The organism is Cryobacterium roopkundense (assembly GCF_014200405.1).
Classification (GTDB): Bacteria; Actinomycetota; Actinomycetes; order Actinomycetales; family Microbacteriaceae; genus Cryobacterium; species Cryobacterium roopkundense.
The window spans coordinates 1,551,505-1,575,251 of sequence record NZ_JACHBQ010000001.1 but is presented as its reverse complement, the minus strand read 5'-3'; the positions used below and the strand labels follow the sequence as shown (position 1 = coordinate 1,575,251).

Here is a 23,747-nt window from a genome sequence, read left to right as displayed (position 1 = left end):
GACTTCTATACTGCCGCACGCAACCTGCGCAGACCCTCCCGACGCTCGGCCTGTTGCACCGGATCCGGAACCGGCAGGGACGCGAGCAGCCGCTGCGTATACGGGTCTTTTGGCGCGCCCAGCACCTGAGCTCCCGTGCCCTCCTCGACAAGCTTGCCCTTGTACAACACGGCAATCCGGTCGGCGAGAATATCGACAACCGCGAGGTCGTGGCTGATGAACAGGGCCGCGAAACCCAATTCACGCTGGAGCTCGGCAAAGAGTTCCAGCACCCGCGCCTGCACCGACACATCCAGGGCACTTGTCGGTTCGTCGGCGATGAGCAGGGTCGGCTCCAGGGCCAGCGACCGCGCCAGGCTGGCTCGTTGACGCTGTCCACCGCTGAGCTCGTGCGGGAATCTGTCCCCAAAGCTGCGCGGCAGCTGCACGGCCTCGAGCAACTCGTCGACGCGCCGGCGCGCCGCCCGTGGGTTGGCCGCCCGCCCGTGGACGACGAGCGGCTCCGCCACGCACTCCGCGATCGTGAGCAGCGGGTTGAAGCTGGACGCGGGGTCCTGGAACACGAAACCGATATCGCTGCGCAGCGGTTTGAACCGACGCTCCCTGAAGCCGAGCATTTCGTGGCCCAAAACGGTGAGTGAACCGTCCGTCACACGGGTGAGGCCCGCAATTGCGCGACCGATCGTGGTCTTGCCCGACCCGCTCTCCCCGACCAGCCCGAGCACCTCGCCGGGCCGAATGACGAAACTCACGCCGTCGACGGCGGTGAAACCAGGTTTGCCCAGACGGCCCGGGTACTGAATCTTCAGGTCGTCTGCCACGACGACAGGCGCCTCGAGCAACCAGCCCGGCGCCCGCGCCGCCGCCCGATCCTGGGCCCGCACAATCCCCTGACCTACGTGCGGCACCGCGCCGAGGAGCTTCTTGGTGTATTCGTGCTGGGGAGCACTGAACAGCTCGCGGGCCCCGGCTTCTTCCACCACCTTGCCTTCGAACATCACGACAACCCGGTCGGCAAGGTCGGCCACGACACCCATATTGTGCGTGATAAGCACGATGGCCGTGCCGAATTCGTCGCGGCACCGACGCAGCAGGTCGAGGATCTCGGCCTGAACGGTCACATCGAGGGCTGTCGTGGGCTCATCCGCGACAATCAGCCCGGGGTCGAGAACCAGTGCCATCGCTATGACGACGCGCTGCTTCTGTCCGCCGGAAAATTGGTGCGGGTAGTAATTCACCCGGACTTCCGGGCTGGGAATGCCGACGCGGCCCAGAATATCAATCGCCTTGGCGCGTGCCTCGGCCTTGCTGAACTGGCCGTGGGCACGGATGCCTTCCGCGATCTGCCAGCCCACGGTGTAAACGGGGTTGAGTGCAGTCGACGGCTCCTGGAACACCATGGCCACATCGGTTCCGCGCAGCTGGCGCAGCTTCTGGCGGCTTACGGAGAGCACATCATTCGAGTGCGCGCCGTCCTTGCTGCTGAGGACGACGGCGCCGCGAGTGGTCGCCGTGTCGGGCAGCAGGCCCAGGATGGTCTTCGCGGTGACGGTCTTGCCGCTCCCACTCTCGCCCACAATGGCCAGAACCTCGCCGGGTGCCACCGTGAGGCTCACCCCGTCGACGGCCTTGACCGCTCCGGCATCCGTTGCAAACGCCACGTTGAGGTTGGAGATGGTGACGACGCTCTCGCGCATTCCGCTCATGGTCGATCCTCGATTCCGTCGGTGTGGGTATATCCGGGACCTTCCAGACCTTCAACGCCGCCTGGACCGGCAGCGAGTGTGCCGCCGGGCACGACCGTGGAGGCCGCGACGGTGGCGTCAGACGCGTCAGCGCGGCGACGGCTACGCAGGCGCGGGTCGGCCAGGTCGTTGAGGCTTTCACCCACGAGGGTGATCCCCATCACGACGAGAACGATGGCGAGGCCCGGGTAGAGGGCCGTCCACCAGATACCGCTCGATACGTCCGCGAGCGACTTGTTGAGGTCATATCCCCAATCGGCTGCGGACGACGGCTCGATGCCGAAGCCGATGAACCCGAGACCCGCGAGCGTGAGAACGGCTTCTGCCCCGTTGAGCGTGAAGATGAGCGGCAACGTGCGCGTGGCATTGCGCAGAACATGGCGGAACATAATGCGCGAGTTGCTCGCCCCGAGTACGCGCGCCGATTCAACATAGGCTTCAGCCTTGATCCGCACCGTTTCGGCACGGATCACCCTGAAATACTGTGGGATGAACACAACGGTGATGGCGATGGCCGCGGCGAGGATACCGCCGACCAGGTTGGACCGGCCGCCGGAGATGACGATGCCCATCACGATGGCGAGCAGCAGAGCGGGGAAGGCATACACGGCGTCGCAGATGACCACGAGCACGCGGTCGAGCCAGCCGCCGAAGTATCCAGAGAAGAGTCCGAGCGCCACTCCGGCGAAAATCGACAGGACCACGGCCACGATGATGACCGCGAGGGCGGTGCGGGATCCCCAGATCACCCGGGAGAGCACATCGTAGCCACCGACCGTCGTGCCGAACAGGTGGGTGGCGCTCGGGGACTGCTGAGCGCCGAACAGACCACTCTCGTCACGGAGCTGGCTGAAGCCATAGGGCGCCAGAAGCGGCGCAAACAACGCCGTGAGAATGAAAACACCGGTGATGACGAGCCCGGCAACGAGCATGCCGCGCTGAAGTCCGACGCTCTGTCGGAGCTGATGCACAACGGGAAGCTTCGTCCAGAAGGGCGACTTGTGAGCCACAGGAGGCGCGATCGACGTCATCTCAATACCTCACTCGGGGATCGATGACCGCGGCGATGATGTCCACGATGAAGTTGGACAGGGCCACAATTACGGCGAGCAAGGCCACGATGCCCTGCACGGCGACGAAGTCACGGGCCTGAATGAACTGGATGAGCATGAACCCGAGCCCCTTCCATTCGAAGGTCGTCTCGGTCAGCACCGCACCGCCGAGGAGCAGAGCGATCTGCAGCCCGATCACCGTGATGATGGGGATGAGCGCCGGACGATAGGCGTGCACGCGAACCAACCGGAATTCATTAACGCCGCGGGAGCGGGCGGCGTCGACATAGTCCGTATTGAGAGTGCCGATCACATTGGTGCGTACGAGGCGCAGGAACACTCCGGCGGTAAGCAGGCCGAGGGCGACGGCCGGGAGCACCGCGTGGGCCAGGACGTCGCCGAGCACGGCGGGATTCCCGGTCTGGATGGCATCGATGGTGTAAAAGCCGGTTTTGTTGGGCAGCAGCTGCATCTGCAGCTCCGACCTGACGTCGGCACGCCCGGCCACGGGAAGCACGTTGAGCCAGACCGCGAAAACGAGCTTGAGCAGCATACCGGCGAAGAAAACCGGTGTGGCATAGCAGAGGATGGCGAAGACTCGCAGGAAGGCATCCGGTGCCTTGTCCCGGCAGTAGGCGGCAACCATCCCGAGTGGTATTCCCACGATGAACGCAACAAGCAGCGAGTAGAACACGAGCTCGGCCGTGGCAACGCCGTAGGTGGCGAGCACCTCGGAGACCGGCTGGTTCGTGCTGATGGTCGTGCCAAAGTTACCGGTGAAGACCTGGCCGAGGTACTCGATGTACTGCACGAAAACGGGCCGATCATAGCCGGCCGCACTGATGCGCTCCGCCAGCTGGGCCGCACTCAGACGGCCGCCGAGCGCCGCCGTGATCGGGTCACCCGTGGTACGCATGAGCCAGAAGACCATCGACACCAGAATGAAGATCGTCGGGATGATGAGCAGGAAGCGAGTCAGCAGATAACGGCCGATCCCCCCGCCGGAACGTGTTTTCTTGCGCCGAGTCGACCGGAGTGCCGGCGACGGCGGCTTCATTGCCACAGTGGACATACTCACCTAACGATTTCAAATGAATCGGGGGCATCCAGCAGAACTGGATGCCCCCGCGATCAAGCTAGAGAAAACTCTAGCCGGTGAACTGCTTATCCCTTAGTCAAGGCTCCGTACCGGAACTTGAACGAGGCGTCAAGCGTGTCGCTCGCGCCTTCGATCGTGGTTCCGGTGACTGCCACCTGCGCGCCCTGCAGCAGGGGCAGTGTCGGCAGCTGGGCCGCGACCTTGTCCTGGATCTGCTCGATCAGGGCCGTGCGTTCAGCGGCATCGGGTGTAACGGCCTGCTGAAGGATCAGGTCGTTGACCTCTTGGTCGCTGTAGTGGTTCCCAATGAAGTTGTCCGTGAGGAAGAACGGCGTCAGGTAGTTGTCGGCGTCAGAGTAGTCCGGGAACCATCCGAGCTGGTACAGCGGGTAGACGTCCGCAACACGGTCCTTCGAGTACTGCACGTACTCGGTGGACTGCAGGTCAACGGTGAACAGGCCCGACGATTCGAGCTGGTCCTTAATCAGCGCGTACTCGTCGGACGAACCGGGACCGTAGTGGTCGGTGTTGTACTGCAGGTTGATGGCAACCGGCGTAGTGACGCCGGCGGCATCGAGTGTCGCCTTGGCCTTCTCGATGTCGGCTCCACCCTCACCGTCGCCGTAGAGGCCCTTGAGCGATTCCGTCGCGCCGGTAAGACCGTCCGGTACGTAGGAGTACAGGGGCGTGTACGTGCCCTTGTACACCTGATCGGCGATCTCGGCTCGGTCGATCACGTCGGCGGTCGCTGCCCGAACGGCGAGGGCCTTGGCCGGGTCGGCCTCGGCGGTCGTCGCACCGAACGGCTGGGTGTCGAAGTTGAAGACTATGTAGCGGATCTCTCCGCCGGGGCCGTCAACGACCTTGACCTTGTCGTTGCCACGCAGGTCGTCGATGTCCGTCGCCGACAGGCTGCGCCAGGCCACATCGATGTTGCCCTCCTGCACGTCGAGCTTGAGGTTGGACGCGTCGGCGTAGTAGCTCACGTTGATGACGTCGGTCTTAGCCGGGCCCAGGAGGCCCTGGTATCCCTCGTAGGCCTTGTAGGCGAGCAGGTTGTTGAAGTCGTAGCTCGTGAGCTCATACTGACCGGCGAATGCCTTCCCGTCCACAATCTCCGAGTCGGGGGTGATCGCATCGGCCGAGAAGACGTCCTCGTCCACGACGACACCGGCCGGGCTGGACAGAATCTGCGGGAAGATCTGGTCGTCGGCCTGCTTGAGGGTGAAGACAACTGTGGTGTCGTCGACGGCCTCGGTGTTGTCGAGGTTGTACAGCAGGGAAGACGGGCCGTTCGCATCGGCGATCCCGAGCTGGCGGTCGAAGCTGAACTTCACGTCGGATGCGGTGAGGTCGTTGCCGTTGGCCCACTTGAGGTCGGGCTTGAGAGTGACAGTGAACTCGGTCGGCGACGTGAACTCGGCCGAGCTCGCGATGTCAGGCTTCACGTCAGAGCTGCCGTATTCACTGCTCATCAGGAACGGGAAGACCTGAGTCTGGACCGAGAACGAACCGTTGTCGTACGAACCGGCGGGGTCGAGGGCGGTGATCTTGTCTGTCGTGCCGATGACGATGGGACCGCCTGCGGAGTCGTCGCCGGAGGTACCGCCGGCGGAGCAGCCGGCCAGGACGAATGCCGCGATGGCGAGTCCTGCTGTGGCAGCGAGGGTGCGCCTGCCGTTGGTGAATGCGGATGTCATATCCGTAGACCTCTTCCTGTTGGGAGAACCGGCTGCTCGACCCGCGAGGGGATCCGCCCACCGATTAGCTGTAGGAACAGAATTAGCACAGAATTCGTCGCACTCCCTAGTCAGCCGCAGCTTCTTTACAGAGCTGCAACATAACCGAGACTTATTCGTCCCGGAGGCCGCGGCGCTCGGCCTCGACACGCATGATCTCCCGTTGCAAGGTCACGTAGACCTCGCGGTTGGTGGCATCCGTTCGTTGCAATCGTCCACGCAGTTCGGCGTTCTGGCGCAACAGGTCTTTCTCGATCAACGCGATGGTGACGTCACGCACGTACTTCGTGACTTCGCGCCCCGGTCGCTCGGGCAGCGGTGCCATGGCCAACTGTTTCACGAGGTTGGAAAGTGATTCCGGAACTGCCGCGAAAATCTGGTCGAGCCACTCCGGTCCTCCGGCGTGTGTCAGACTCGCGGCGATCGCGTCGCGCGCGATCGCCAAGCTGGAATTGGAGAAGCTCGTCTGCACGGCCCTGGCGATGAGGTCGGTTCCCACGAGGGTGGGATGCTGCAGCATGGCCATCAGCCCGTCGCGTTCCATCCGGGTGACGGGATCGGTCGGCAGTTCCAGAAGGGAGAACGGCATCTCGGCAGGAACGTCGTCGGCCGAGAGGGCATGCTTCCCCGGCGTCTCTGGCACGCGGGAACGACCCTGGGCCGTTGAGACGGCTTTGCGCACCTCGCCCAGGTCGACGCCCAGCATGCGGGCCAACTCGCGGGTGTAGCCCGGTCGCAGGGCAGGGTCACGAATATCACCGACGATGGGAGCCGCCGCTCGGAGAGCACCGATTCGCCCCTCGACAGTTTCGAGGTTGTACTGGCCGAGCAACTGGCGAATCATGAACTCGAACATCGGCTTCTTGGAATCGACCAGCCGCCGCACGGCATCGTCACCGCGATGCAGGCGCAGGTCGCAGGGGTCGAACCCTTCCGGGGCCACCGCGACGAAGGTCTGCGCGCTGAAGCGCTGCTCCTCGCTGAACGCGCGCATGGCCGCTTTCTGTCCCGCCGCATCAGGGTCGAAGGTGAAAACGACCTCTCCGACGCCGGAGTCATCTCCCATCACGCGGCGCAGAACCTTGATGTGGTCCACGCCAAACGAGGTGCCGCAGGTGGCGACCGCCGTCGTGACACCGGCCAGGTGGCAGGCCATCACGTCGGTGTAGCCCTCGACGACGACGACCTGGTGGTTGCGGGAAATGTCTCGCTTCGCGAGGTCAAGCCCATAGAGCACCTGTGCCTTGTGGTACACCGGAGACTCCGGTGTGTTCAGGTACTTCGGGCCCTTGTCGTCATCGAGCAGTTTGCGCGCCCCAAAGCCGATCGTCTGGCCGGTGATGTCGCGAATGGGCCACACGAGCCGGCCCCTGAAACGGTCGTACACGCCGCGGTCGCCGCTCGAAACCAGACCCGAGAGGGTCAGCTCCTCAGTCGTGAAGCCCTTAGCACGCAGGTGCTTGGTGAGCTCGTCCCAGCTCTTGGGGGCGAACCCCACGCCGAAATGCGCCGCGGCCTGCGCGTCAAAGCCTCGCCCGCCGAGAAAGTCACGCCCCACCTGCGCGTCGGGGCTGCCGAGCCGATCCACGAAGAACTCGGCGGCCGCCTGGTTGGCAGCGAGAAGTCTGGCGCGGTTGCCGTGGTCGGGAGCCGCTCCCCCGCCGTCCTCGTAGTGCAACTCGAGGCCCACGCGGCCGGCGAGGCGCTCCACGGCCTCGCTGAACGTTACGTGGTCCATCTTCTGCAGGAACGAGTACACGTCCCCGCTCTCGCCGCAGCCGAAGCAGTGGTAGAAACCGACCTGAGGCCGCACATGAAAGCTCGGCGTGCGCTCGTCGTGGAAGGGGCAGAGCCCTTTCATCGATCCCACGCCGGCCGATTTCAGCTGCACGTAGTCGCCCACGATGTCCGCAATGTTGGTGCGGGCCTTGACCTCTTCGATGTCACCCTGTCGAATCAGTCCAGCCATGTGTGAATTCTATCCGTCCGCGAGCGTGCCATTTACTGGCGCCGGATGAGTCCCGTCCGCTGGGCCTCCTAGGGAAATGCATCGCGTCTCCCTCTCTCGCTGGTCGAGGCGCGACGAAGGAGCGATCGAGACCGCGCGACCCGACTCCCAGACTCGGGTCACCCGGTCTCTAGACACGCCGTAAACGGCGCCGGTTGTCGAAATCTAACAGGCCCGATCCGGCGGCCTGTCGAGCGGTTGCGGCGCTTCGCGCCGTAGTGGAGGACGAAAGAGCCGTGGCTCTTTGCCAGCACCCCACTACCGCTGGTAGAGCAGCGAGCTTGCGAGCGCTTGGATCAAGCTTGTCGAGATCGAGACCTTGCAAGGCAACTTGCGAGACTGGCTCACGGGGTCGCGACGGGCGCGGGCCAAAAGCGGGCCCGCTGCTCGACCAGCGGGGCGGGCGGGCAGTACAGCTAGCCCTGCACCAGGCGCTCGTACCAGGCGAGCGCCGACTGGTCGGTGAGGCTCGCGACCTGGTCAACGACGACCCGCTTGCGGGCGCCGTCGTCGCGCGCAGCGGCCCAGTCCTCGCTGAAGCCGGGGTCGAGGTGCTCGTCCCCGCTCGCGAGCAGCGTGTCAGCTAACAGTGTGAGCACTTGGCGCTGCTGGATGTAAATGGGCTTGCGGGTGTTCCTTGTCATCACAAATGCCGCCACGATGCCCTTCAGCACGGCGATCTCGGCTTGGGTCTCCCGTGGCACTACGACGTGCGCGCCGAAGCGGATGAAGGCCTCACCGGGGTAAGCCAGCCGCGTGGCCCGCACGGCAGCTCCGCTGAAGCGACCGATCAACTGGCTGCTGAGGTTCTTGAGGCGCCCCTGGTCGCGGCGCCCGCCGGACCACTCTGACAGCCACACATCGAGGGAGTCCAGACGGTTGAAGGCCTTCAGCAGGTCGTTCTCGGAGAGCTCGTCGCCGATCCATTCCGACATGGCGGCAAGCAGGTCGTCGTGGTTCGCGCGACTGCCAAGCAGCGCCACGTCGACGTAACCGTTCACGACGGCGTCTTCGAAGTCGTGAACCGAGTAGGCGATGTCGTCGGAGAGATCCATGATCTCCGCCTCGATGCACAGCTGCCGATCCGGAGCTCCCTGCCGCAACCACTCGAAGGCGGCGATGTCGTCTTCGTAGAAGCCGAATTTCGCCCGGCCGCTCGGGTCACGCACCGACGAACTCTCTGGCCAGGGGTACTTGCAGCTGGCATCGAGGCTGGCACGGGTGAGGTTGAGCCCGTAGCTCTGGCCGTCCGGCCCGAACACCTTGGGCTCGAGACGGGTGAGCAGGCGCAGCGTCTGCGCGTTGCCCTCGAAACCCCCGATATCGAGCGACCACGTGTTGAGCGCCTTTTCCCCGTTATGGCCAAACGGCGGATGCCCGATGTCGTGCGCGAGGCAGGCGGTGTCGACCACATCGGGGTTTACGTTCAGCCGATGAGCCAATTCCCGGCCGACCTGCGCCACCTCGAGGGAGTGAGTCAGCCGATTTCGGGCGAAGTCCAGCCCGGCCGTCGGGCTCAGCACCTGTGTTTTGGCCGCCAGCCGGCGCAGTGCGCTGGAATGCAGCAGCCGGGCGCGATCCCGGGCGAAGTCGCTGCGCCGCGAGTAGTGCTCCTCGGGGAACCAGCGATCCTCATCGTGTTCGCTGTACGCCGTTGTTCGGTACTCGCCTGTGCTAACCACCGCTGGTGTCCCCTTCGCCCTCGGTGAGATTCAGTCGTTCGGTTCCGGCGAGATCCTGAGAGTCGAGCCAGCGTTCGGGCAGGCTCGGCTTCTTCGGTGATCCGGCTCGTCCGCGCGGCCCCTCGGCGCCGTCGCCCGGGTACGGCTGGTCCCAGTCGAGGGTTCCGAGCAGGTCGTCGAGCATCGCGAGGGATTCGACGGCGGCGAGTCGTGCCCGCAGGTCGCCGCCCACCGGGTATCCCTTGAAATACCAGGCGACGTGCTTACGGATGTCGCGGCAGGCACGCTCTTCACTCTCGAAGAATTCGGTGAGCAGCTCGGCGTGCCGACGGAAGGTCGCGCAAACCCGGCCGAGGTTGGGCTCATTCTTTACGCTCGCTGAGCCTGGCGACCTGTCGCCGCGGAAGGCCGCGGCGAGGTCGCCGAACAGCCACGGACGGCCCAGGCAGCCGCGCCCGACAACGACGCCGTCGCATCCGGTCTCTGCGACCATGCGCAGGGCGTCCTCCGCCGACCAGATGTCGCCGTTGCCGAGGATGGGCGTGCCGGTGACGGTGCTCTTGAGCTTCTCGATGGCCGACCAGTCGGCGTGGCCGGAATAGAACTCGGCGGCGGTGCGCGCGTGCAGGGCGATGGAGGCAACCCCAGCACCCTCCGCGGCCTTGCCTGCTTCGAGGTACGTGAGGTGGTCCGAGTCAATTCCCTTGCGCATCTTCACGGTTACCGGAACCGCGCCGGCGGCATCGACGGCCGCTTCGACGATCTGACGGAACAGACCAAGTTTCCACGGCAGCGCCGCGCCTCCGCCCTTGCGTGTGACCTTGGGTACCGGGCAGCCGAAGTTGAGGTCGATGTGATCGGCACGGTCCTCGGCCACGAGCATGGTGACGGCCTCGGAGACGGTCTTGGGATCCACCCCGTAGAGCTGAATAGACCGGGTGGTCTCGCTGGGATGGTGCGTGATGAGTCGCATGGATTCGCGCGTGCGTTCAACGAGGGCCCGGGACGTGATCATCTCGCTCACGTAGAGACCGGCGCCGAATTCGCGGCAGAGCCGACGAAAGGCGGTGTTGGTAATGCCGGCCATCGGCGCGAGCACGACCGGAACGTCGAGTGTGAGAGGCCCGATCTTGAGCGGCGCGGGGGTCGGAAGTGTAAGAGTCATGTGTTCGTCAATTCTTCCAGAACAATGCACCCCGACCTAACAACGGCGGAGGTGCCCGCAACCTGAGTTGTGGGCACCTCCGCCGTCGAGAAAGTGTTAGGGGTTATGCGCCGCACCCGCACGAGCCGCAGCCGCAGGCGCCGGCGGCTTCACCGGACTGGCCGAGGAGCTCGATCGTGGGGCGCGCCGTGGCGTCGGCGGGGGTACTCGTGGTGTTGGTGTCGCTCATGCGATTTTCTCCTCAGACTTTTCGGTGCGTACCTGGTTCAAAGCTTGGGCAAACGTATCAGGATCCTGCGCCCCGGAGATGCCGTAGCGCCCGTCGATCACGAAGAACGGAACACCCTGGATGCCGTATTCGGTGGCCTGGGCGACATCTGCTTTCACGTCCGCGAGAAACTCGTGGGCGGTGAGGGCTCGCACCACGTCGGCGCGGTCGAGGCCGATGTCGGCCGCGAGGTCGGCGAGGTCCTCGATGCGGCCCACGTGCTTGCCTTCGACGAAGTACGCCTTGAGCAGCCGCTCCTTCATGTCGAGCTGTCGTCCATGTGCCTTGGCGTAGTGCAGCAGCTCGTGGGAGATGACTGTGTTCGTCTGGTGCACGGAGTCGTAGTCGTAGTGCAGGCCGACGCTCTCGGCGATGCCGGTGACACGTTCGAGCATCTGCTCGACCTCGGCGAGTGGCATACCCTTCTTCTCGCTGAGGTACTGCACGGGCGTGCCCGCGTAGTCGACAGGGGTATCCGGGCTCAGCTCGAAGCTGTGGTACTCGACCTGGACGTTGCCGCCGAAGGCAGCGACTCCGGCCTCGAATTTTCGCTTGCCGATGTAGCACCAGGGGCACTGCACATCGGACCAGATGTCTACCTTGATGGTGTCGGTGCCAGTGGTCGGTTCGGTCACGCTCGTTGTTTCGGTCACTCTGGCGCAACCGCAGCGACCCCGTGCCGTATTCCCGGCCAAGGTCGTTTCGCAGTTGAGACGTACCTTGGAAGGTCGTTCCAGTAGGTGGAGCGTGGTTCCAGTCAGGCGGTGGGGGCGTCGACAGCGCCGCCGTAGCGGCGGTTGCGCGAGGCGTACAGTTCGATCGCGTGCCAGAGGTCAACCCGGGTGAAATCCGGCCAGAGCGTGTCGAGAAAGACCATCTCGGCGTAGGCGCTCTGCCAGAGCAGGAAGTTACTGGTGCGCTGCTCGCCCGAGCTGCGCACGAAGAGATCGACGTCGGGCAGGTCGCTCGTGTAGAGGTGCCGTTGAATGGCCTTCTCGGTGATTCCGGACGGCTTCAGCCTGCCGGCCGCCACCTCCTCGGCGAGCTCGCGCACGGCATCCGCTATCTCCGTGCGACCACCGTAGTTGACGCACATGGTGAGGGTGAGCACGGTGTTGCCCGCGGTGAGCTGCTCGGCGTAGAGCAGCTCATTGATGACGGATGTCCACAGTCGCGGCTTGCGGCCCGCCCACCGCACGCGCACGCCCCAGTCGTTCAACTGATCGCGGCGGCGGTGCAGAACGTCGCGGTTGAATCCCATCAGGAAGCGAACCTCTTCGGGCGAGCGCTTCCAGTTCTCGGTCGAGAAGGCGTAGACGCTCAGGTGTGTAACGCCGAGCTGGATGGCGCCCGCCACGACGTCGAGCAGAGAGGCCTCCCCCGCCTTGTGCCCTTCGATGCGGGTGAGCCCCCGGGCGTTCGCCCAGCGTCCGTTACCGTCCATGACGATCGCGACATGCTCCGGAACGGCCTTCGCTGGGATACTCGGCGGGTAGACGCCGGTCCAGTCGAGGGGTTTGAAGGCCACGGCATCTTTATGCGTGTAGGGGGTCTTCGCGCCGGGTTTGCGCAGGAAGCCGCGCCGGGCGGGGGGGTTGGTCTGTGTCATCTGGCCACGTGTTCCAGGGAGCGCAGCCCTCTGCCGAGGTGCCACTGGGTGTATGCCGCGACGATGCCGCCGGCTTGGGCCTGAGTCTTCGCGGGTGCGGACTGCGCATGTTCCCAATCGCCGGTCAGCAGCGCACTCAGCAGTGTGATGGTGGCAACATCGAGCCGGGGCGAGCCGGGGGCGGCGCAGTCATCACACACCACGCCTCCCAGCTGCACAACGACGGCCGAGTGGTCGCCCACGGCGCCGCAGCGGGCGCAATCCTGAAAACTGGGTGCCCAGCCCGCCATGGACACCGCGCGCAGCAGGTACGAGTCGAGAGTCAGGCTCGGGCCATGTTCGCGGCGTGACAGTGATCGAAGCGCGCCGACGAGCAGGAGGTATTGCTGCAGGGATCCCTCGGACTCCGTGAGCTTGTCCGCGGTCTCCACCATGACGCTCGCCGCCGTGTAACTGTCGTAGTCCGCGGTGATCAGAGCGCCGTACGACCCGAGGGACTCCGCCTGGGTGATGATGTCGAGGCTGCGCCCCTCATAGAGCTGCACGTCAGCGACCATGAAAGGTTCGAGCCTCGCGCCGAACTTGCTCCCGGTCCGCCGAACGCCCTTGGCCACGGCCCGAACCTTGCCGTGCGTGCGGGTGAGCAGGGTGACGATCCGGTCGGCCTCACCCAGCTTGTGGGTTCGGAGCACGACGGCTTCATCACGGTAAACAGGCACATCTGATTCTCCCACTTATGACACTGGTATTTAGCGCGTGGCGGGGGGAGACTGTCTGTGAAAGATTCTCGTGGCGTGGAGGTCACTTATGAAACCGGTTCAGAGCGTTATGCCAGACGTCATGCCCGTGCTCTCACGGGGAAAACATCGCAACCCGCGCAGCGGTGGCTGCTTCATGGAATTCGCCTCGTACTTGGCTGGAGAGTCCTGGAGTGACCATCCGGCCTGCACACATCCCGTGCTCGCCTCCCTGGCCCGCATGGTCAACGACTGCACATCGGATGACGGTCGCTCACGCCTCACTGACTTGATCCCCTCCGTGATCGGGTTGCGCGGCACCGACCCGAGGGTGGAGATCATGGTCTCCCTGCGAGCGGCTACCGCCGCCCTCCCCGTGGTAAGCCTGGATCGTCAACGCGCCCTCGCGGTGGGGATCCTGTCGTGCGAACGAAACCTTGACCGGCTCGGTGCTGGCAGCCCTGCCATCTCCGCACGGATCCGCGCCGCGCTCGACGCGGTGCCCAACGCAGAGAAGTGGGCTCGGGACTTCATTGCCTCCGTGCGCTCGTGGTCGCACGCCAAGTTCACGCCGCGCACGGCAGACTCCATTCTGCGCGTCTCCGTGCAGGGTATTGCTGAAGGGTGTATCCCCGACCCGGATGCGCTGCTCCGCGAACTGTTGTCGGGCGCCATCGCGGACACTCGAGCCGTCCTGGATCCTATGCCCGAGCCGGCAGTCGTGCAGCCGCAGACCGCCGAGAGCGTTCCGCGCACCCCCTGACACTGCAGCACGCAACGCCTGAAGGCTCGTCCCGCGAACGGGACGAGCCTTCACCGCGACGCTATGACAGCCGGGATGGGTCCGGCCGGGATGCGCTCAGACGACGCTGAGTTCGCGGTCGCCCACTTCGGAACGGATGCCACGGTTCACGGCCGAAACAACCGACTTGAGCGACGCTGTCGAAATGTCCGCGTCGATACCGACTCCCCAGAAGCGCTTGCCGTTCACGTCGAGTTCGACGTAGGCGGCCGCTTGAGCGTCCCCACCGGCGGACAGGGCGTGCTCCACGTAGTCGTAGAGGGTGATCTCGATGCCGCGCTCGGCCATCAGCGTAAGGAACGCGTTGATCGGGCCGTTCCCTTCGCCGTGGCACGTTGCCACGCTGTCACCGTCGCGCAGGTCCACAGTGAGGGCAACGTGCCCCGCCAGGTCGCTTGAGGTGCGCGTCGAGAACAGCTCAAAGCGGCCCCATTTGGCGTCCGGAGTCTTGATGCTAGCCGGCAGATACTCGTCGTTGAAGATGTCCCAGATCTGGGCGCTCGTGACCTCGCCGCCTTCGCTGTCAGTCTTCGTCTGCACGACTCCCGAAAACTCGATCTGCAGCTTGCGAGGGAGGTCAAGGGAGTGGTCGGTCTTGAGCAGGTACGCGACACCGCCCTTGCCGGACTGGGAATTCACCCGGATGACGGCCTCGTAGCTTCGGCCGAGATCCTTCGGGTCGATCGGCAGGTACGGAACCGCCCAGACCAGGTCGGCGACAGAGCATCCCTGCTTGGCCGCATCCGCGTCCATCGCTTCGAAGCCCTTCTTGATGGCGTCCTGGTGGGAACCGCTGAATGCGGTGAAGACCAGGTCGCCTGCCCAGGGGCTGCGCTCGGGAACGGGGAGCTGATTGCAATACTCGGCGGTGCGCTTGATCTCGTCGATGTTGCTGAAGTCGATCTGCGGGTCAACACCCTGTGTGAACAGGTTGACTCCGAGTGCGACGAGATCGACGTTTCCGGTGCGCTCCCCGTTGCCGAACAGGCAGCCTTCGATGCGGTCGGCACCGGCCAGATAGCCCAATTCGGCCGCCGCAATGGCGGTTCCCCGGTCATTGTGCGGGTGCAGGGACAGGATGACGTTTTCACGATGCGCGAGGTGGCGGGACATCCACTCGATCGAGTCGGCGTACACATTGGGCGTGGCCATTTCGACCGTGGCCGGCAGGTTGATGATGACCTTGCGCTCCGGGGTGGGCTCGAAGATCTCGATCACCTGGTTGGCCACGTCGACGGCGAATTCGAGTTCGGTGCCCGTGAAGCTCTCCGGCGAGTACTCGTAATACACGGTGGTGCCTGGCACGGTGGCTTCCATGGCCCGGCAGGTGCGCGCACCGAACAGGGCCAGGTCGATGATGCCCTGCTTGTCTTCGCGGAAGACGACTTCACGCTGGAGCACGCTCGTGGAGTTGTAGAGGTGCACGATGGCCTGCTTGGCGCCCTTGATGGATTCGTACGTGCGCGCGATGAGGGCTTCCCTGGCCTGCGTCAACACCTGAATCGTGACGTCATCCGGAATGGCGTCCTCATCGATGAGGCTGCGTACGAAATCGAAGTCCGTCTGGCTGGCGGACGGAAAGCCCACTTCGATTTCCTTGTAGCCGATACGCACCAGCAGGTCGAACATAATGCGCTTGCGCTCGGGGCTCATCGGGTCGATGAGGGCCTGGTTGCCGTCACGCAGATCGACAGCGCACCAGCGCGGAGCTTCTGTAATGTGCTTGGACGGCCAAGTGCGGTCGGCGAGGTCGATGCCAAACTGCTCGTGGTACGGACGGTAGCGGTGCACCGGCAGGTTGGATGCGGTCTGATTGTTCTTCATGATCTGTGATCTCCTCAGGATTGTCAGCAGCCAACGACAAACGCCGCGACGAGGGAGGCCTCAGATTAGGACTCGTCGCGGCAGCTAAGGAGGAGCTCACCGAACGACACGAAATCAGGCTAGCACCGTTTGGCGGCTCCGGCTCCCCCGAGGCTCAACCAGGCCACTGATCAGAAGCCGAGCCGCCCCAGCTGTTTGGGGTCGCGCTGCCATTCCTTGGCGACCTTGACCCGAAGAGACAGGAATACCCGTTTGCCCACGAGCGGTTCGATCTCCTTGCGGGCACGTATGCCGACGTCCTTGAGGCGGCTGCCGGACTTGCCGATGATGATGCCCTTCTGACTGTCTCGCTCCACGAACAGGTTGGCATAAATCTCCACGAGTTCCTGGTCGTCCCGCTCAATGATGTCGTCGATGGTCACCGCGATCGAGTGCGGAAGTTCGTCGGTGACGCCTTCGAGGGCCGCTTCGCGAATGTACTCGGAGATGCGCGATTCGAGTGTCTCATCGGTCACCGTATCAGCGGGGTATAGCGGAGCATCCGAGGTCGGCAGCAGCCTGAGCAGCTCGATCGCTAGAGTGTCCAGCTGGATGCGACTGGTCGACGAGATCGGAACGATCGCCTCCCAATCGCGCAGCTGTGACACGGCCAGCAGTTGGTTGGCCACATTCGTCTTCGATGACGCGTCGATCTTCGTAACGATCGCGACCTTGCGCGCACGGGGGAAGGCATCCAACTGCTCGTTGATGAACTTGTCGCCCGGGCCAATGGGCTCGTTGGCGGGGATGCAGAGCCCAATCACGTCGACGCCCGCCAGGGTGGCCGTCACCAGGCTGTTCAACCGTTCGCCGAGCAGCGTGCGAGGCTTGTGGATTCCCGGGGTGTCCACGAGGATCAATTGGCCGTTCTTCTGGTGCACAATTCCGCGAATGGCCCGGCGCGTCGTCTGCGGCTTCGACGATGTGATGGCGACCTTCTCACCGACGAGGGCATTCGTGAGCGTGGACTTGCCCACATTGGGGCGTCCCACGAAAGACACGAATCCGGCGCGATACACGTCGGCTCGGTTTTCACTTGTGCTGGTCATGGCCACTTGCTCCTTCATCGTCCGACACTCCAAGGAATGCCGTCTGCGCGTCAATCAATGCTTCGTCTCGTTCCACCAGCACCGTGCTGATGCGCTTGCGTCGACCCTCGGTTCGCTCAGCGGTGAGGATCAACCCGCTGACCCCCGCCACCGACCCGGCAATCGGGAGACGGCCCAGGGCCTTGGCCAGGAGGCCGCCCACGGAGTCGACGTCGTCGTCGTCGAGTTCGAGGTCAAACAATTCTCCCAGTTCATCGACGGGCAAACGTGCACTGACACGAAAATGTCCCTCGCCGAGATCTTCGACTTCGATCGATTCCCGGTCGTACTCGTCGGAGATATCACCGACAAGTTCCTCAATCAGGTCCTCCAGGGTCACAAGCCCAGCGATTCCGCCGTACTCGTCGACGACCATGGCGAGGTGATTCGACTCGGCCTGCATCTGCCGCAGAGTCGCATCGGCCTTCTTCGATTCGGGCACGTACACGGCCCCTCGCGCGAGTTCGGACACCGTGAGCGTTTCGACATTCGCCGGACGCTCGTAGATGAGCCGGGCGACGTCCCGGAGATAGAGGATGCCGGTGACATCGTCGACCTCGCCGTCTACGACGGGCACGCGCGACGTGCCTGAGCTCAGGAACAGGCCCATGGCCGCATCGATCGTGGCGGTGGCCTCGATGGTGATCATGTCCGTGCGCGGAATCATCACCTCGCGCACGACTGTCTCGTTGAACTCGAAGATGGAGTGGATCAGTTCGCGATCCGCCTCCTCGATCACGTCGAGCTCCGTGGCTTCGTCGACCATGCTGAGCAGCTGATCTTCGGAGGTGAACGTTGCGAGGCGACTCCGCCCCGGCGTGACCCGATTGCCCAGCGCGACGAGGGCATTGGCGATAGGTCCGAGAAGTACTCGCACGAAGTGCACGAGCAGGGCGCTGGCCCGCAGCAGGGTGATGGGATGCGCCCGGCCGACGCTGCGGGGACTCGCGCCCACAAGCACGAACGACACGGCCGTCATGATGAACGCCGACAGCAGGAGGGCCAGCCACAGGCGGTCGATCGTCGTGGCGAAGACGAGGGTCACGAGCACCGCTGCCGTAGTCTCGGCGATGATGCGCATGAAATTGATAGCGTTCAGGTGCGCACCGGTGTCCCCCGCGATCGCGCGCAGAGACCTTTTCGCCCGCGAGGTCTCCACGAGCCCAGCGATATCCGCTCTGGACTGCGCGGTGATGGCCGCGTCGACGGCAGCCATCAACCCGGCGAAGGCGATCAGGAAGATCGCCGCCGCCAGGAACCAACCGATCACCATCAGCCGCGGTGCCGTTCCTGCATCGTGAAACCGAGCAGGATGTCGCGCTGAATTCCGAACATCTCCTTCTCCTCGTCCGGCTCGGCGTGGTCGAACCCCAGGAGATGCAGTATGCCGTGCGTTGTCAGCAGCAGGAGTTCGTCGAGAGTGCTGTGGCCGGCCGTCTCCGCCTGCGACTGAGCCACCTGCGGGCACAACACGATGTCGCCGAGCAACCCGGGCGGGGTCTGGGCTTCTTCGGTTCCAGGGCGCAGTTCGTCCATCGGAAAGCTCAGCACGTCGGTGGGACCCGGCTCGTCCATCCACTGCACGTGCAGTTGCTCCATCGCGCCCTCATCGACGAGAACGATGGCCAGGTCGGCGTCGGCGTGCACGTGCATCGTGTCTAGCGCGAAGGCCGACAGTCTCTGGATGGCAGCCTCGTCAACTTCAATGGTCGACTCATTGTTAATTTCAATACTCAACTTTGACTCCGTTTCGGAAGGCGGTCCCGCGGACCGCCCGAGCGTTGGGGGCCGCGGGCCGCGAAATCGCGGGCCTCGGCACTTTCGTGGCGCAGGGCCTGCCGCTGCGCGTCGTATTCGGTGTAGGCATCGACGATGCGCCCCACGAGTGTGTGTCGCACCACGTCGGCACTGGTCAGGTACGAAAAGTTGATGTCGTCCACGGAGTCGAGCACGCGGGTGACGAGCTTCAGCCCGCTCGAGCCGGCCGGCAGGTCGATCTGTGTGACGTCACCGGTGACAACCATCTTCGAGCCGAAACCGAGACGGGTGAGGAACATCTTCATCTGCTCGGGCGTCGTGTTCTGCGCCTCGTCGAGAACGACGAAAGACGAGTTCAGGGTGCGGCCGCGCATGTAGGCCAGCGGTGCGACCTCGATTGTCCCGGCCGCGAGCAGCTTGGGAATCAGCTCCGGGTCGAGCATCTCCCCGAGGGCGTCGTAGAGCGGGCGCAGGTAGGGGTCGATCTTGTCAGTCAGCGTTCCGGGCAGAAAACCGAGCCGCTCACCCGCCTCGACGGCCGGGCGGGTGAGGATGATGCGCTCCACCTCTTTGTTTTGCAGGGCCCGAACTGCCTTCGCCATGGCCAGGTACGTCTTACCGGTGCCCGCCGGTCCGATGCCGAAAACTATGGTGTGCGCGTCGATGGCATCGACGTACTTCTTCTGCCCCACGGATTCGGCTCGCACGCTCTTACCGCGCGCGGTCAGGATCGGGGCCCCCAGGAGCTCGGACGGGCTCGTCGACGCATCGGCACGGAGCATCCGCGCCGACGACGCAACTTGCGCCTCGCCGAGATCGTGTCCGTGCACGATCATGGACTGCAGTTCTTCGATCAGTCGGCGAACGGCCGCTATCTCAGCGGGCAGCCCCTCGAGGGTGATCTCGTTGCTTCGCACGTGCACACTGACGTGTGGGTACTGTTTCTCGATCGTGGACAGGTAACGGTCTTCGGGGCCGAGCAGGCGCACCATGGCAATGCCATCAACGTGCATGCGAAGCTTGGTCACGTCGGACCGTTCCGAATCGGGCGAACCCAGGTCAGAGGGAGCCAAGGGAACCCTCTCCCAGGGAGTCTGCGGCCGCGCCGACGCCCATCACGTGCGCGTGCACATGAAAGACGGTTTGCCCGGATGCGGCACCGGTGTTGAAGACCAACCGAAACTCCCCCCGGGTGCGCTCGTCTGCGATCGTTCGCGCCACTCGCACGAGCTCCGCGAGAAGCTCGGGGTCACCCGCTGCGAGCTCGACGACATTGCGGTACTGCGGGTCTTTGGTGGTGATCACGATGTGCACGGGAGCTTGCGGGGCGATGTCCTCGAAGGCGATCACCCGGTCGGTCTCCGCCACGATGGTCGCCGGTATTTCGCGTGCGATGATGCGGCTGAAGACGGACGGTTCGACACCCTGAGAAGACATACCTCTATCTTAAGCGGGACTACCAGCGCCCGAGCATCGCATTCAGTATCGCCAGCGCGGCCGGGCCGGCCGTTGACGTGCGCAGAACCGTGTCGCCCAGTCGAACCTGCATCGCGCCGGCCTGCTCAAGCAGGCCCAGCTCGCTCGGCGCGATTCCGCCTTCCGGCCCGACAACAAGCACGATGTCCCGGTCGTCGGCGGGCGGAGCCAACTCGGTCAGCCGAGTAGTGGCGGACGGCTCCAGCAGAAGCATGTGCGTGGTTACGGCCAGGGCAGCGAGCTGTTTCGTCGTGCACAACTCCCCCACCTTCGGCAGCCAGGCCCGGAGGGACTGCTTGCTCGCCTCACGAACGATGCTGGTCCAGCGCTCCTGACCCTTGCGCACCTTCGCGCCTTCCCACCGGCTCACGGAACGCGCTGCGGTCCAGGGAATGACACCGTCGATGCCCAGCTCAGTCGCCGCCTGCACAGCCATTTCGTCCCGATCCCCCTTCGCAAGCGCCTGCACGAGGCGGATGCGGGGAGTCACGGCCGCCGTGTGCGTCGCGGTCTCCACGAGCAGCGTGAACTCCGCGGGGTCGGCCGTCACAACGGTGCCCGACAGGACCAGGCCGGCACCATTCCCGATGAGAAGGCGTTCGCCCGCCCGCATCCGGCTCACCGTCACGGCGTGCCGGGCCTCTGGGCCTGCCACGCTCACGACGGAACCGGTGCGGCACTCGTGTGCCAGCAAGCCCGGTGCGAGGTAGAAATTAGCCACGTCGTTGCGCCCGATGCCTAGCCCAGGAAACGATCGCGGAGCTTGGCGAACAGGCCCTGCTGATAGTGGCTGAGCGAGGGCGCCGGCGCGGAGTGCCTGGCCGCGAACTGCTCAATCAGGTCACGCTCCTTGTGGTCAAGCCGCGTCGGCGTCACGACCTGGATACCGATCTTGAGGTCGCCTCGCCCGCTGCCGCGCAGTTTCGTCACACCGCGATCCTTCACTGTGAGGATCTCCGAGCTCTGCACGCCGGGACGAAGTTCGACCTCGACGTCACCGTCGAGCGCCTTGAGGGTCACGGTTGTGCCCAGGATCGCGCCGGTCATCGGCACCTCCAGGGAGCACAGCAGGTCGTCGCCGTCACGGCTGAAGACGTCATGGTGACGCACCTTCATCTCGAGGTAGAGGTCACCGTTGGGGCCACCCGCCGCACCGACCTCGCCACTGCCGGGCATCTGCAGGCGCAGCCCGGTGTCGACTCCGGCAGGAATGTCGACGGGAACCGTGCGGCGCGCACGAACGCGGCCCTGTCCGGAGCAGGTTGTGCAGGGCGTCGCGATAATCGTTCCAAAGCCGCGGCATGATCCACAGGGACTGCTCGTCATCACGTTGCCGAGGAGCGAACGCACAGCCCGCTGAATGCTGCCGGTACCCCGACAGATATCGCAGGTCACCGGGGATGTACCAGGCTGGCAGCAGGAGCCCTTGCAGGTGTCGCAGAGGATGGCCGTGTCAACCTCGAGGTCGCGATGGGTGCCGAAGATGACCTCGGCGAGATCGAGCTCGACGCGGATGAGAGCGTCCTGGCCACGCTCGCGGCGTGAACGCGGCCCGCGCGTCGATCCGCCGCCGCCACCGAAGAAGGTCTCGAAGATGTCCCCGAAGTTGCCGAAGTTCTGGCCATCGAATCCTCCGCCGTTCTGACCGCCCCCCTGGTCGTACTTCTGGCGTTGCTTTGCGTCGCTCAGTACGTCATAGGCGTGGGTGACGCTCTTGAACTTCTCGGACGCGTCGGCGCCTGGGTTCACATCGGGGTGCAGCTGGCGGGCGAGGCGACGGTACGCCTTCTTGATTTCGTCGGTAGACGCATCGCGGCTCACGCCGAGGACTTCGTAGTGGTCAGCCAAAGGTGGCTCTCCTTGTTGATCTGTTGAAACGTGTGTGATGTACGGCAGAGTGGATTGATGGAAAGTGTGCGGGGCGCCTAGTTTTCACCGAGCAGGCGGGAGAGATAGCGGGCCACGGCTCGAACCGCCGCCATGTTGTTGGAGTAGTCCATGCGCGTAGGCCCGAGAACGCCGAGGCGTGCCAAGTTTCCGTTTGAGCTGTAGCCGCTCGTCAGGACCGAGGTCTCGGCTAAGCCGAACGGCGCGTTCTCCCGGCCGATGCTCACCGATACGCCGTGCTGGTCGGTCGCCATCTCGCCGAACAGGCGAAGCAGGACCACCTGTTCTTCGATGGCTTCGAGCACCGGGTAAATACTCCCGGTGAAGTCTTCCTCAGTGCGCACCAGATTGGCGGCACCCGCCATAACGAGCTTGTTCTGCTTATTGGCGCCGATCTGCTCGCGGAGGGTGTCGGAAATGAAGTCGGTCAGGTGCTGCAGCTCGGGCGATTCCGGCCGCGTCGAAACCGCCGGCGTCGCAGCCAGGGCAGCCGCGGCATCCGTCATGCTCAAACCGACGACGGCGTTCGTGAGTTTCGCGCGCACGTCGCTCAGCGTCACCTCGTCCACCGCGCGAGGCAGATCAATGACGCGCTGCTCGACGGCCCCGGAATCCGTGATCAGGACGGACAGGATACGAGTGTCCGTCAGTGACACCAACTCGATGTGGCGCACCTTCGAGCGAGACAGCGACGGATACTGCACGAGTGCGACCTGGTGCGTCAGCTGGGACAACAGCCGAACGCTGCGCACCAGCACTTCGTCGAGATCGGCGGAGTGGCCGAGGAAGGTTTCGATGGCCTGCCGCTGTGCCGGCGACAGCGGCCGCAGATCGGCGAGGTGATCCACGAAGACCCGGTATCCCTTGTCGGTCGGGATGCGACCGGACGAGGTGTGCGGGGCGGCGATCAGCTCCTCCTCCTCGAGGAGGGCCATGTCGTTTCGAATCGTGGCGGCGGACACCCCGAACGCGTGCCTGTCCACGATTGACTTGGAGCCGACCGGTTCCCGGGATGCGACATAGTCCTGAACGATGACGCGCAAAACGTCGAGGCCGCGATCGGAAACCATGATGACCGCCTCTCCGGTTGGCTGACTGCACGCGCGGGCACCTGGGTTGGCACTCACATTGCCTGAGTGCCAATCATATCCCGCCGAGTCACACATCGCCCATTGCCCCCACACGGGGGTGGCAGTAAATTGTGGGTATACGTGCCCCGTCTACCCGTTCAGTGTGAAAGGCATGATCATGAGCGATCCACACGCGCAGGTTCCTCCCGACCCGAATCCGGGCCAAGGCCAACCGCAACCCCAGTACCCCGCCGCCGCACCGGCGGCACCGCTCACCGACGCCGAGGACCGCCAGTGGGCGTCCTTTGCCCACCTGGGCGGAATTCTGGGGTTCCTTCCCTCCCTGATCATTTGGCTTGTTTTCAAAGACCGGGGCCGCATCACCGACACCGAGGCGAAGGAGGCGCTGAACTTTCAGATCACGGTTCTCATCGCCTGGTTCGCCGTGTTCTTCGTCGGCACGTTCCTGGCGATGGTGACCTTTGGTGTCGGATTCCTGTTCTCGTTCCTCGGCTTCGCGCTGTGGATCGTCGACATTGTCTTCTCGATCATGGGTTTCACCACGGTGAAGAACGGCGGGAGCTATCGGTACCCGATCTCGTTGCGCCTCATTAAGTAGCCGTCCGTCAAGGTTGGCCGGGTACGCTGTTCGAGCCGGTGGCAGACAGCCACACACCCGGTGCCCGATCAAGGAGACCG

22 protein-coding genes are annotated in these 23,747 nt (G+C 64.4%); 2 read left to right on the top strand and 20 right to left on the bottom strand.

The genetic code is table 11. The features are described 5' to 3' along the window. Nucleotides 1-5: 5 nt before the first annotated feature. The 11 genes from BJ997_RS07340 to recO all read right to left on the bottom strand — a co-directional run bounded on the left by BJ997_RS07340 (nt 6) and on the right by recO (nt 13,086). Entirely contained in the window at nt 6-1,697 is a 1,692-nt protein-coding gene (locus BJ997_RS07340; protein ID WP_035834508.1) for a dipeptide ABC transporter ATP-binding protein, read from the bottom strand. Nucleotides 1,698-1,702: 5 nt separating this feature from the next. Then, the gene (locus BJ997_RS07335) at nt 1,703-2,776 is read right to left on the bottom strand and encodes an ABC transporter permease (RefSeq protein WP_052541808.1); all 1,074 of its coding nucleotides are present in this window, start codon (nt 2,774-2,776) and stop codon (nt 1,703-1,705) included. A 1-nt stretch (nt 2,777) separates the two neighbouring features. Beyond that, a complete protein-coding gene (locus BJ997_RS07330) occupies nt 2,778-3,854 on the bottom strand; it encodes an ABC transporter permease (RefSeq protein ID WP_236628691.1) in 1,077 nt (358 codons plus the stop codon). 107 nt (nt 3,855-3,961) lie between these two features. Beyond that, complete coding sequence (locus BJ997_RS07325) at nt 3,962-5,596, bottom strand: ABC transporter substrate-binding protein (protein WP_035834373.1); 1,635 nt, start codon at nt 5,594-5,596, stop codon at nt 3,962-3,964. 151 nt (nt 5,597-5,747) lie between these two features. Further along, nucleotides 5,748-7,604 carry a DNA primase gene (dnaG, locus tag BJ997_RS07320; RefSeq protein ID WP_035834374.1) on the bottom strand — a complete coding sequence of 619 codons (1,857 nt, stop codon included), beginning with the start codon at nt 7,602-7,604 and terminating at the stop codon, nt 5,748-5,750. 455 nt (nt 7,605-8,059) lie between these two features. Next, nucleotides 8,060-9,325: a deoxyguanosinetriphosphate triphosphohydrolase gene (locus BJ997_RS07315; protein ID WP_035834375.1), complete on the bottom strand. Its 1,266-nt coding sequence runs from the start codon at nt 9,323-9,325 to the stop codon at nt 8,060-8,062. Further along, nucleotides 9,318-10,490 carry a tRNA dihydrouridine synthase DusB gene (dusB, locus tag BJ997_RS07310; RefSeq protein WP_035834376.1) on the bottom strand — a complete coding sequence of 391 codons (1,173 nt, stop codon included), beginning with the start codon at nt 10,488-10,490 and terminating at the stop codon, nt 9,318-9,320. The genes BJ997_RS07315 and dusB overlap by 8 nt, the downstream gene beginning before the upstream one ends. Before the next feature lie 103 nt (nt 10,491-10,593). Further along, nucleotides 10,594-10,719 carry a hypothetical protein gene (locus tag BJ997_RS21745; protein WP_268871341.1) on the bottom strand — a complete coding sequence of 42 codons (126 nt, stop codon included), beginning with the start codon at nt 10,717-10,719 and terminating at the stop codon, nt 10,594-10,596. Next, nucleotides 10,716-11,393, bottom strand: coding sequence for a DsbA family oxidoreductase (locus BJ997_RS07305; protein WP_052541809.1), 678 nt, complete (start codon nt 11,391-11,393; stop codon nt 10,716-10,718). Before BJ997_RS07305 ends, BJ997_RS21745 begins: the two co-directional genes overlap by 4 nt. A 122-nt stretch (nt 11,394-11,515) precedes the next feature. After that, nucleotides 11,516-12,367 (bottom strand): isoprenyl transferase, encoded by an 852-nt coding sequence (locus BJ997_RS07300; protein ID WP_052541810.1) that lies wholly within the window; start codon nt 12,365-12,367, stop codon nt 11,516-11,518. After that, nucleotides 12,364-13,086: a DNA repair protein RecO gene (gene recO, locus BJ997_RS07295; RefSeq protein ID WP_035834377.1), complete on the bottom strand. Its 723-nt coding sequence runs from the start codon at nt 13,084-13,086 to the stop codon at nt 12,364-12,366. The genes BJ997_RS07300 and recO overlap by 4 nt, the downstream gene beginning before the upstream one ends. Before the next feature lie 88 nt (nt 13,087-13,174). Here recO and BJ997_RS07290 point away from each other — a divergent pair, with 88 nt between their 5' ends. After that, complete coding sequence (locus BJ997_RS07290) at nt 13,175-13,867, top strand: hypothetical protein (protein WP_201771680.1); 693 nt, start codon at nt 13,175-13,177, stop codon at nt 13,865-13,867. Between the two features lie 96 nt (nt 13,868-13,963). Here the strand turns inward: BJ997_RS07290 and leuA are convergent, their stop codons facing one another. From leuA to hrcA, 9 genes are all read right to left on the bottom strand, one after another. Beyond that, on the bottom strand, nt 13,964-15,730 hold the full coding sequence (gene leuA / locus BJ997_RS07285; RefSeq protein ID WP_035834378.1) for a 2-isopropylmalate synthase: 1,767 nt from the start codon (nt 15,728-15,730) through the stop codon (nt 13,964-13,966). Between the two features lie 170 nt (nt 15,731-15,900). Continuing rightward, the gene (gene era, locus BJ997_RS07280; RefSeq protein ID WP_035834518.1) at nt 15,901-16,818 is read right to left on the bottom strand and encodes a GTPase Era; all 918 of its coding nucleotides are present in this window, start codon (nt 16,816-16,818) and stop codon (nt 15,901-15,903) included. Next, the gene (locus tag BJ997_RS07275; protein ID WP_052541811.1) at nt 16,802-18,130 is read right to left on the bottom strand and encodes a hemolysin family protein; all 1,329 of its coding nucleotides are present in this window, start codon (nt 18,128-18,130) and stop codon (nt 16,802-16,804) included. The genes era and BJ997_RS07275 overlap by 17 nt, the downstream gene beginning before the upstream one ends. Continuing rightward, entirely contained in the window at nt 18,130-18,594 is a 465-nt protein-coding gene (ybeY, locus tag BJ997_RS07270) for an rRNA maturation RNase YbeY (RefSeq protein ID WP_035834379.1), read from the bottom strand. Before ybeY ends, BJ997_RS07275 begins: the two co-directional genes overlap by 1 nt. Continuing rightward, nucleotides 18,591-19,628, bottom strand: a complete 1,038-nt coding sequence (locus tag BJ997_RS07265; protein WP_035834521.1) for a PhoH family protein — start codon at nt 19,626-19,628, stop codon at nt 18,591-18,593. Before BJ997_RS07265 ends, ybeY begins: the two co-directional genes overlap by 4 nt. 46 nt (nt 19,629-19,674) lie before the next feature. Further along, a complete protein-coding gene (locus BJ997_RS07260; RefSeq protein ID WP_035834381.1) occupies nt 19,675-20,052 on the bottom strand; it encodes an HIT domain-containing protein in 378 nt (125 codons plus the stop codon). 19 nt (nt 20,053-20,071) lie between these two features. Further along, nucleotides 20,072-20,812, bottom strand: a complete 741-nt coding sequence (locus BJ997_RS07255; RefSeq protein WP_052541812.1) for a 16S rRNA (uracil(1498)-N(3))-methyltransferase — start codon at nt 20,810-20,812, stop codon at nt 20,072-20,074. Between the two features lie 17 nt (nt 20,813-20,829). Next, complete coding sequence (gene dnaJ, locus BJ997_RS07250; protein ID WP_035834382.1) at nt 20,830-21,939, bottom strand: molecular chaperone DnaJ; 1,110 nt, start codon at nt 21,937-21,939, stop codon at nt 20,830-20,832. A gap of 77 nt (nt 21,940-22,016) precedes the next feature. Further along, nucleotides 22,017-23,048: a heat-inducible transcriptional repressor HrcA gene (hrcA, locus tag BJ997_RS07245; RefSeq protein ID WP_035834384.1), complete on the bottom strand. Its 1,032-nt coding sequence runs from the start codon at nt 23,046-23,048 to the stop codon at nt 22,017-22,019. A 178-nt stretch (nt 23,049-23,226) separates the two neighbouring features. On the opposite strand from hrcA, the gene BJ997_RS07240 reads away from it, so the two are divergent. After that, entirely contained in the window at nt 23,227-23,667 is a 441-nt protein-coding gene (locus BJ997_RS07240; RefSeq protein ID WP_035834525.1) for a DUF4870 domain-containing protein, read from the top strand. Nucleotides 23,668-23,747 lie beyond the last annotated feature (80 nt).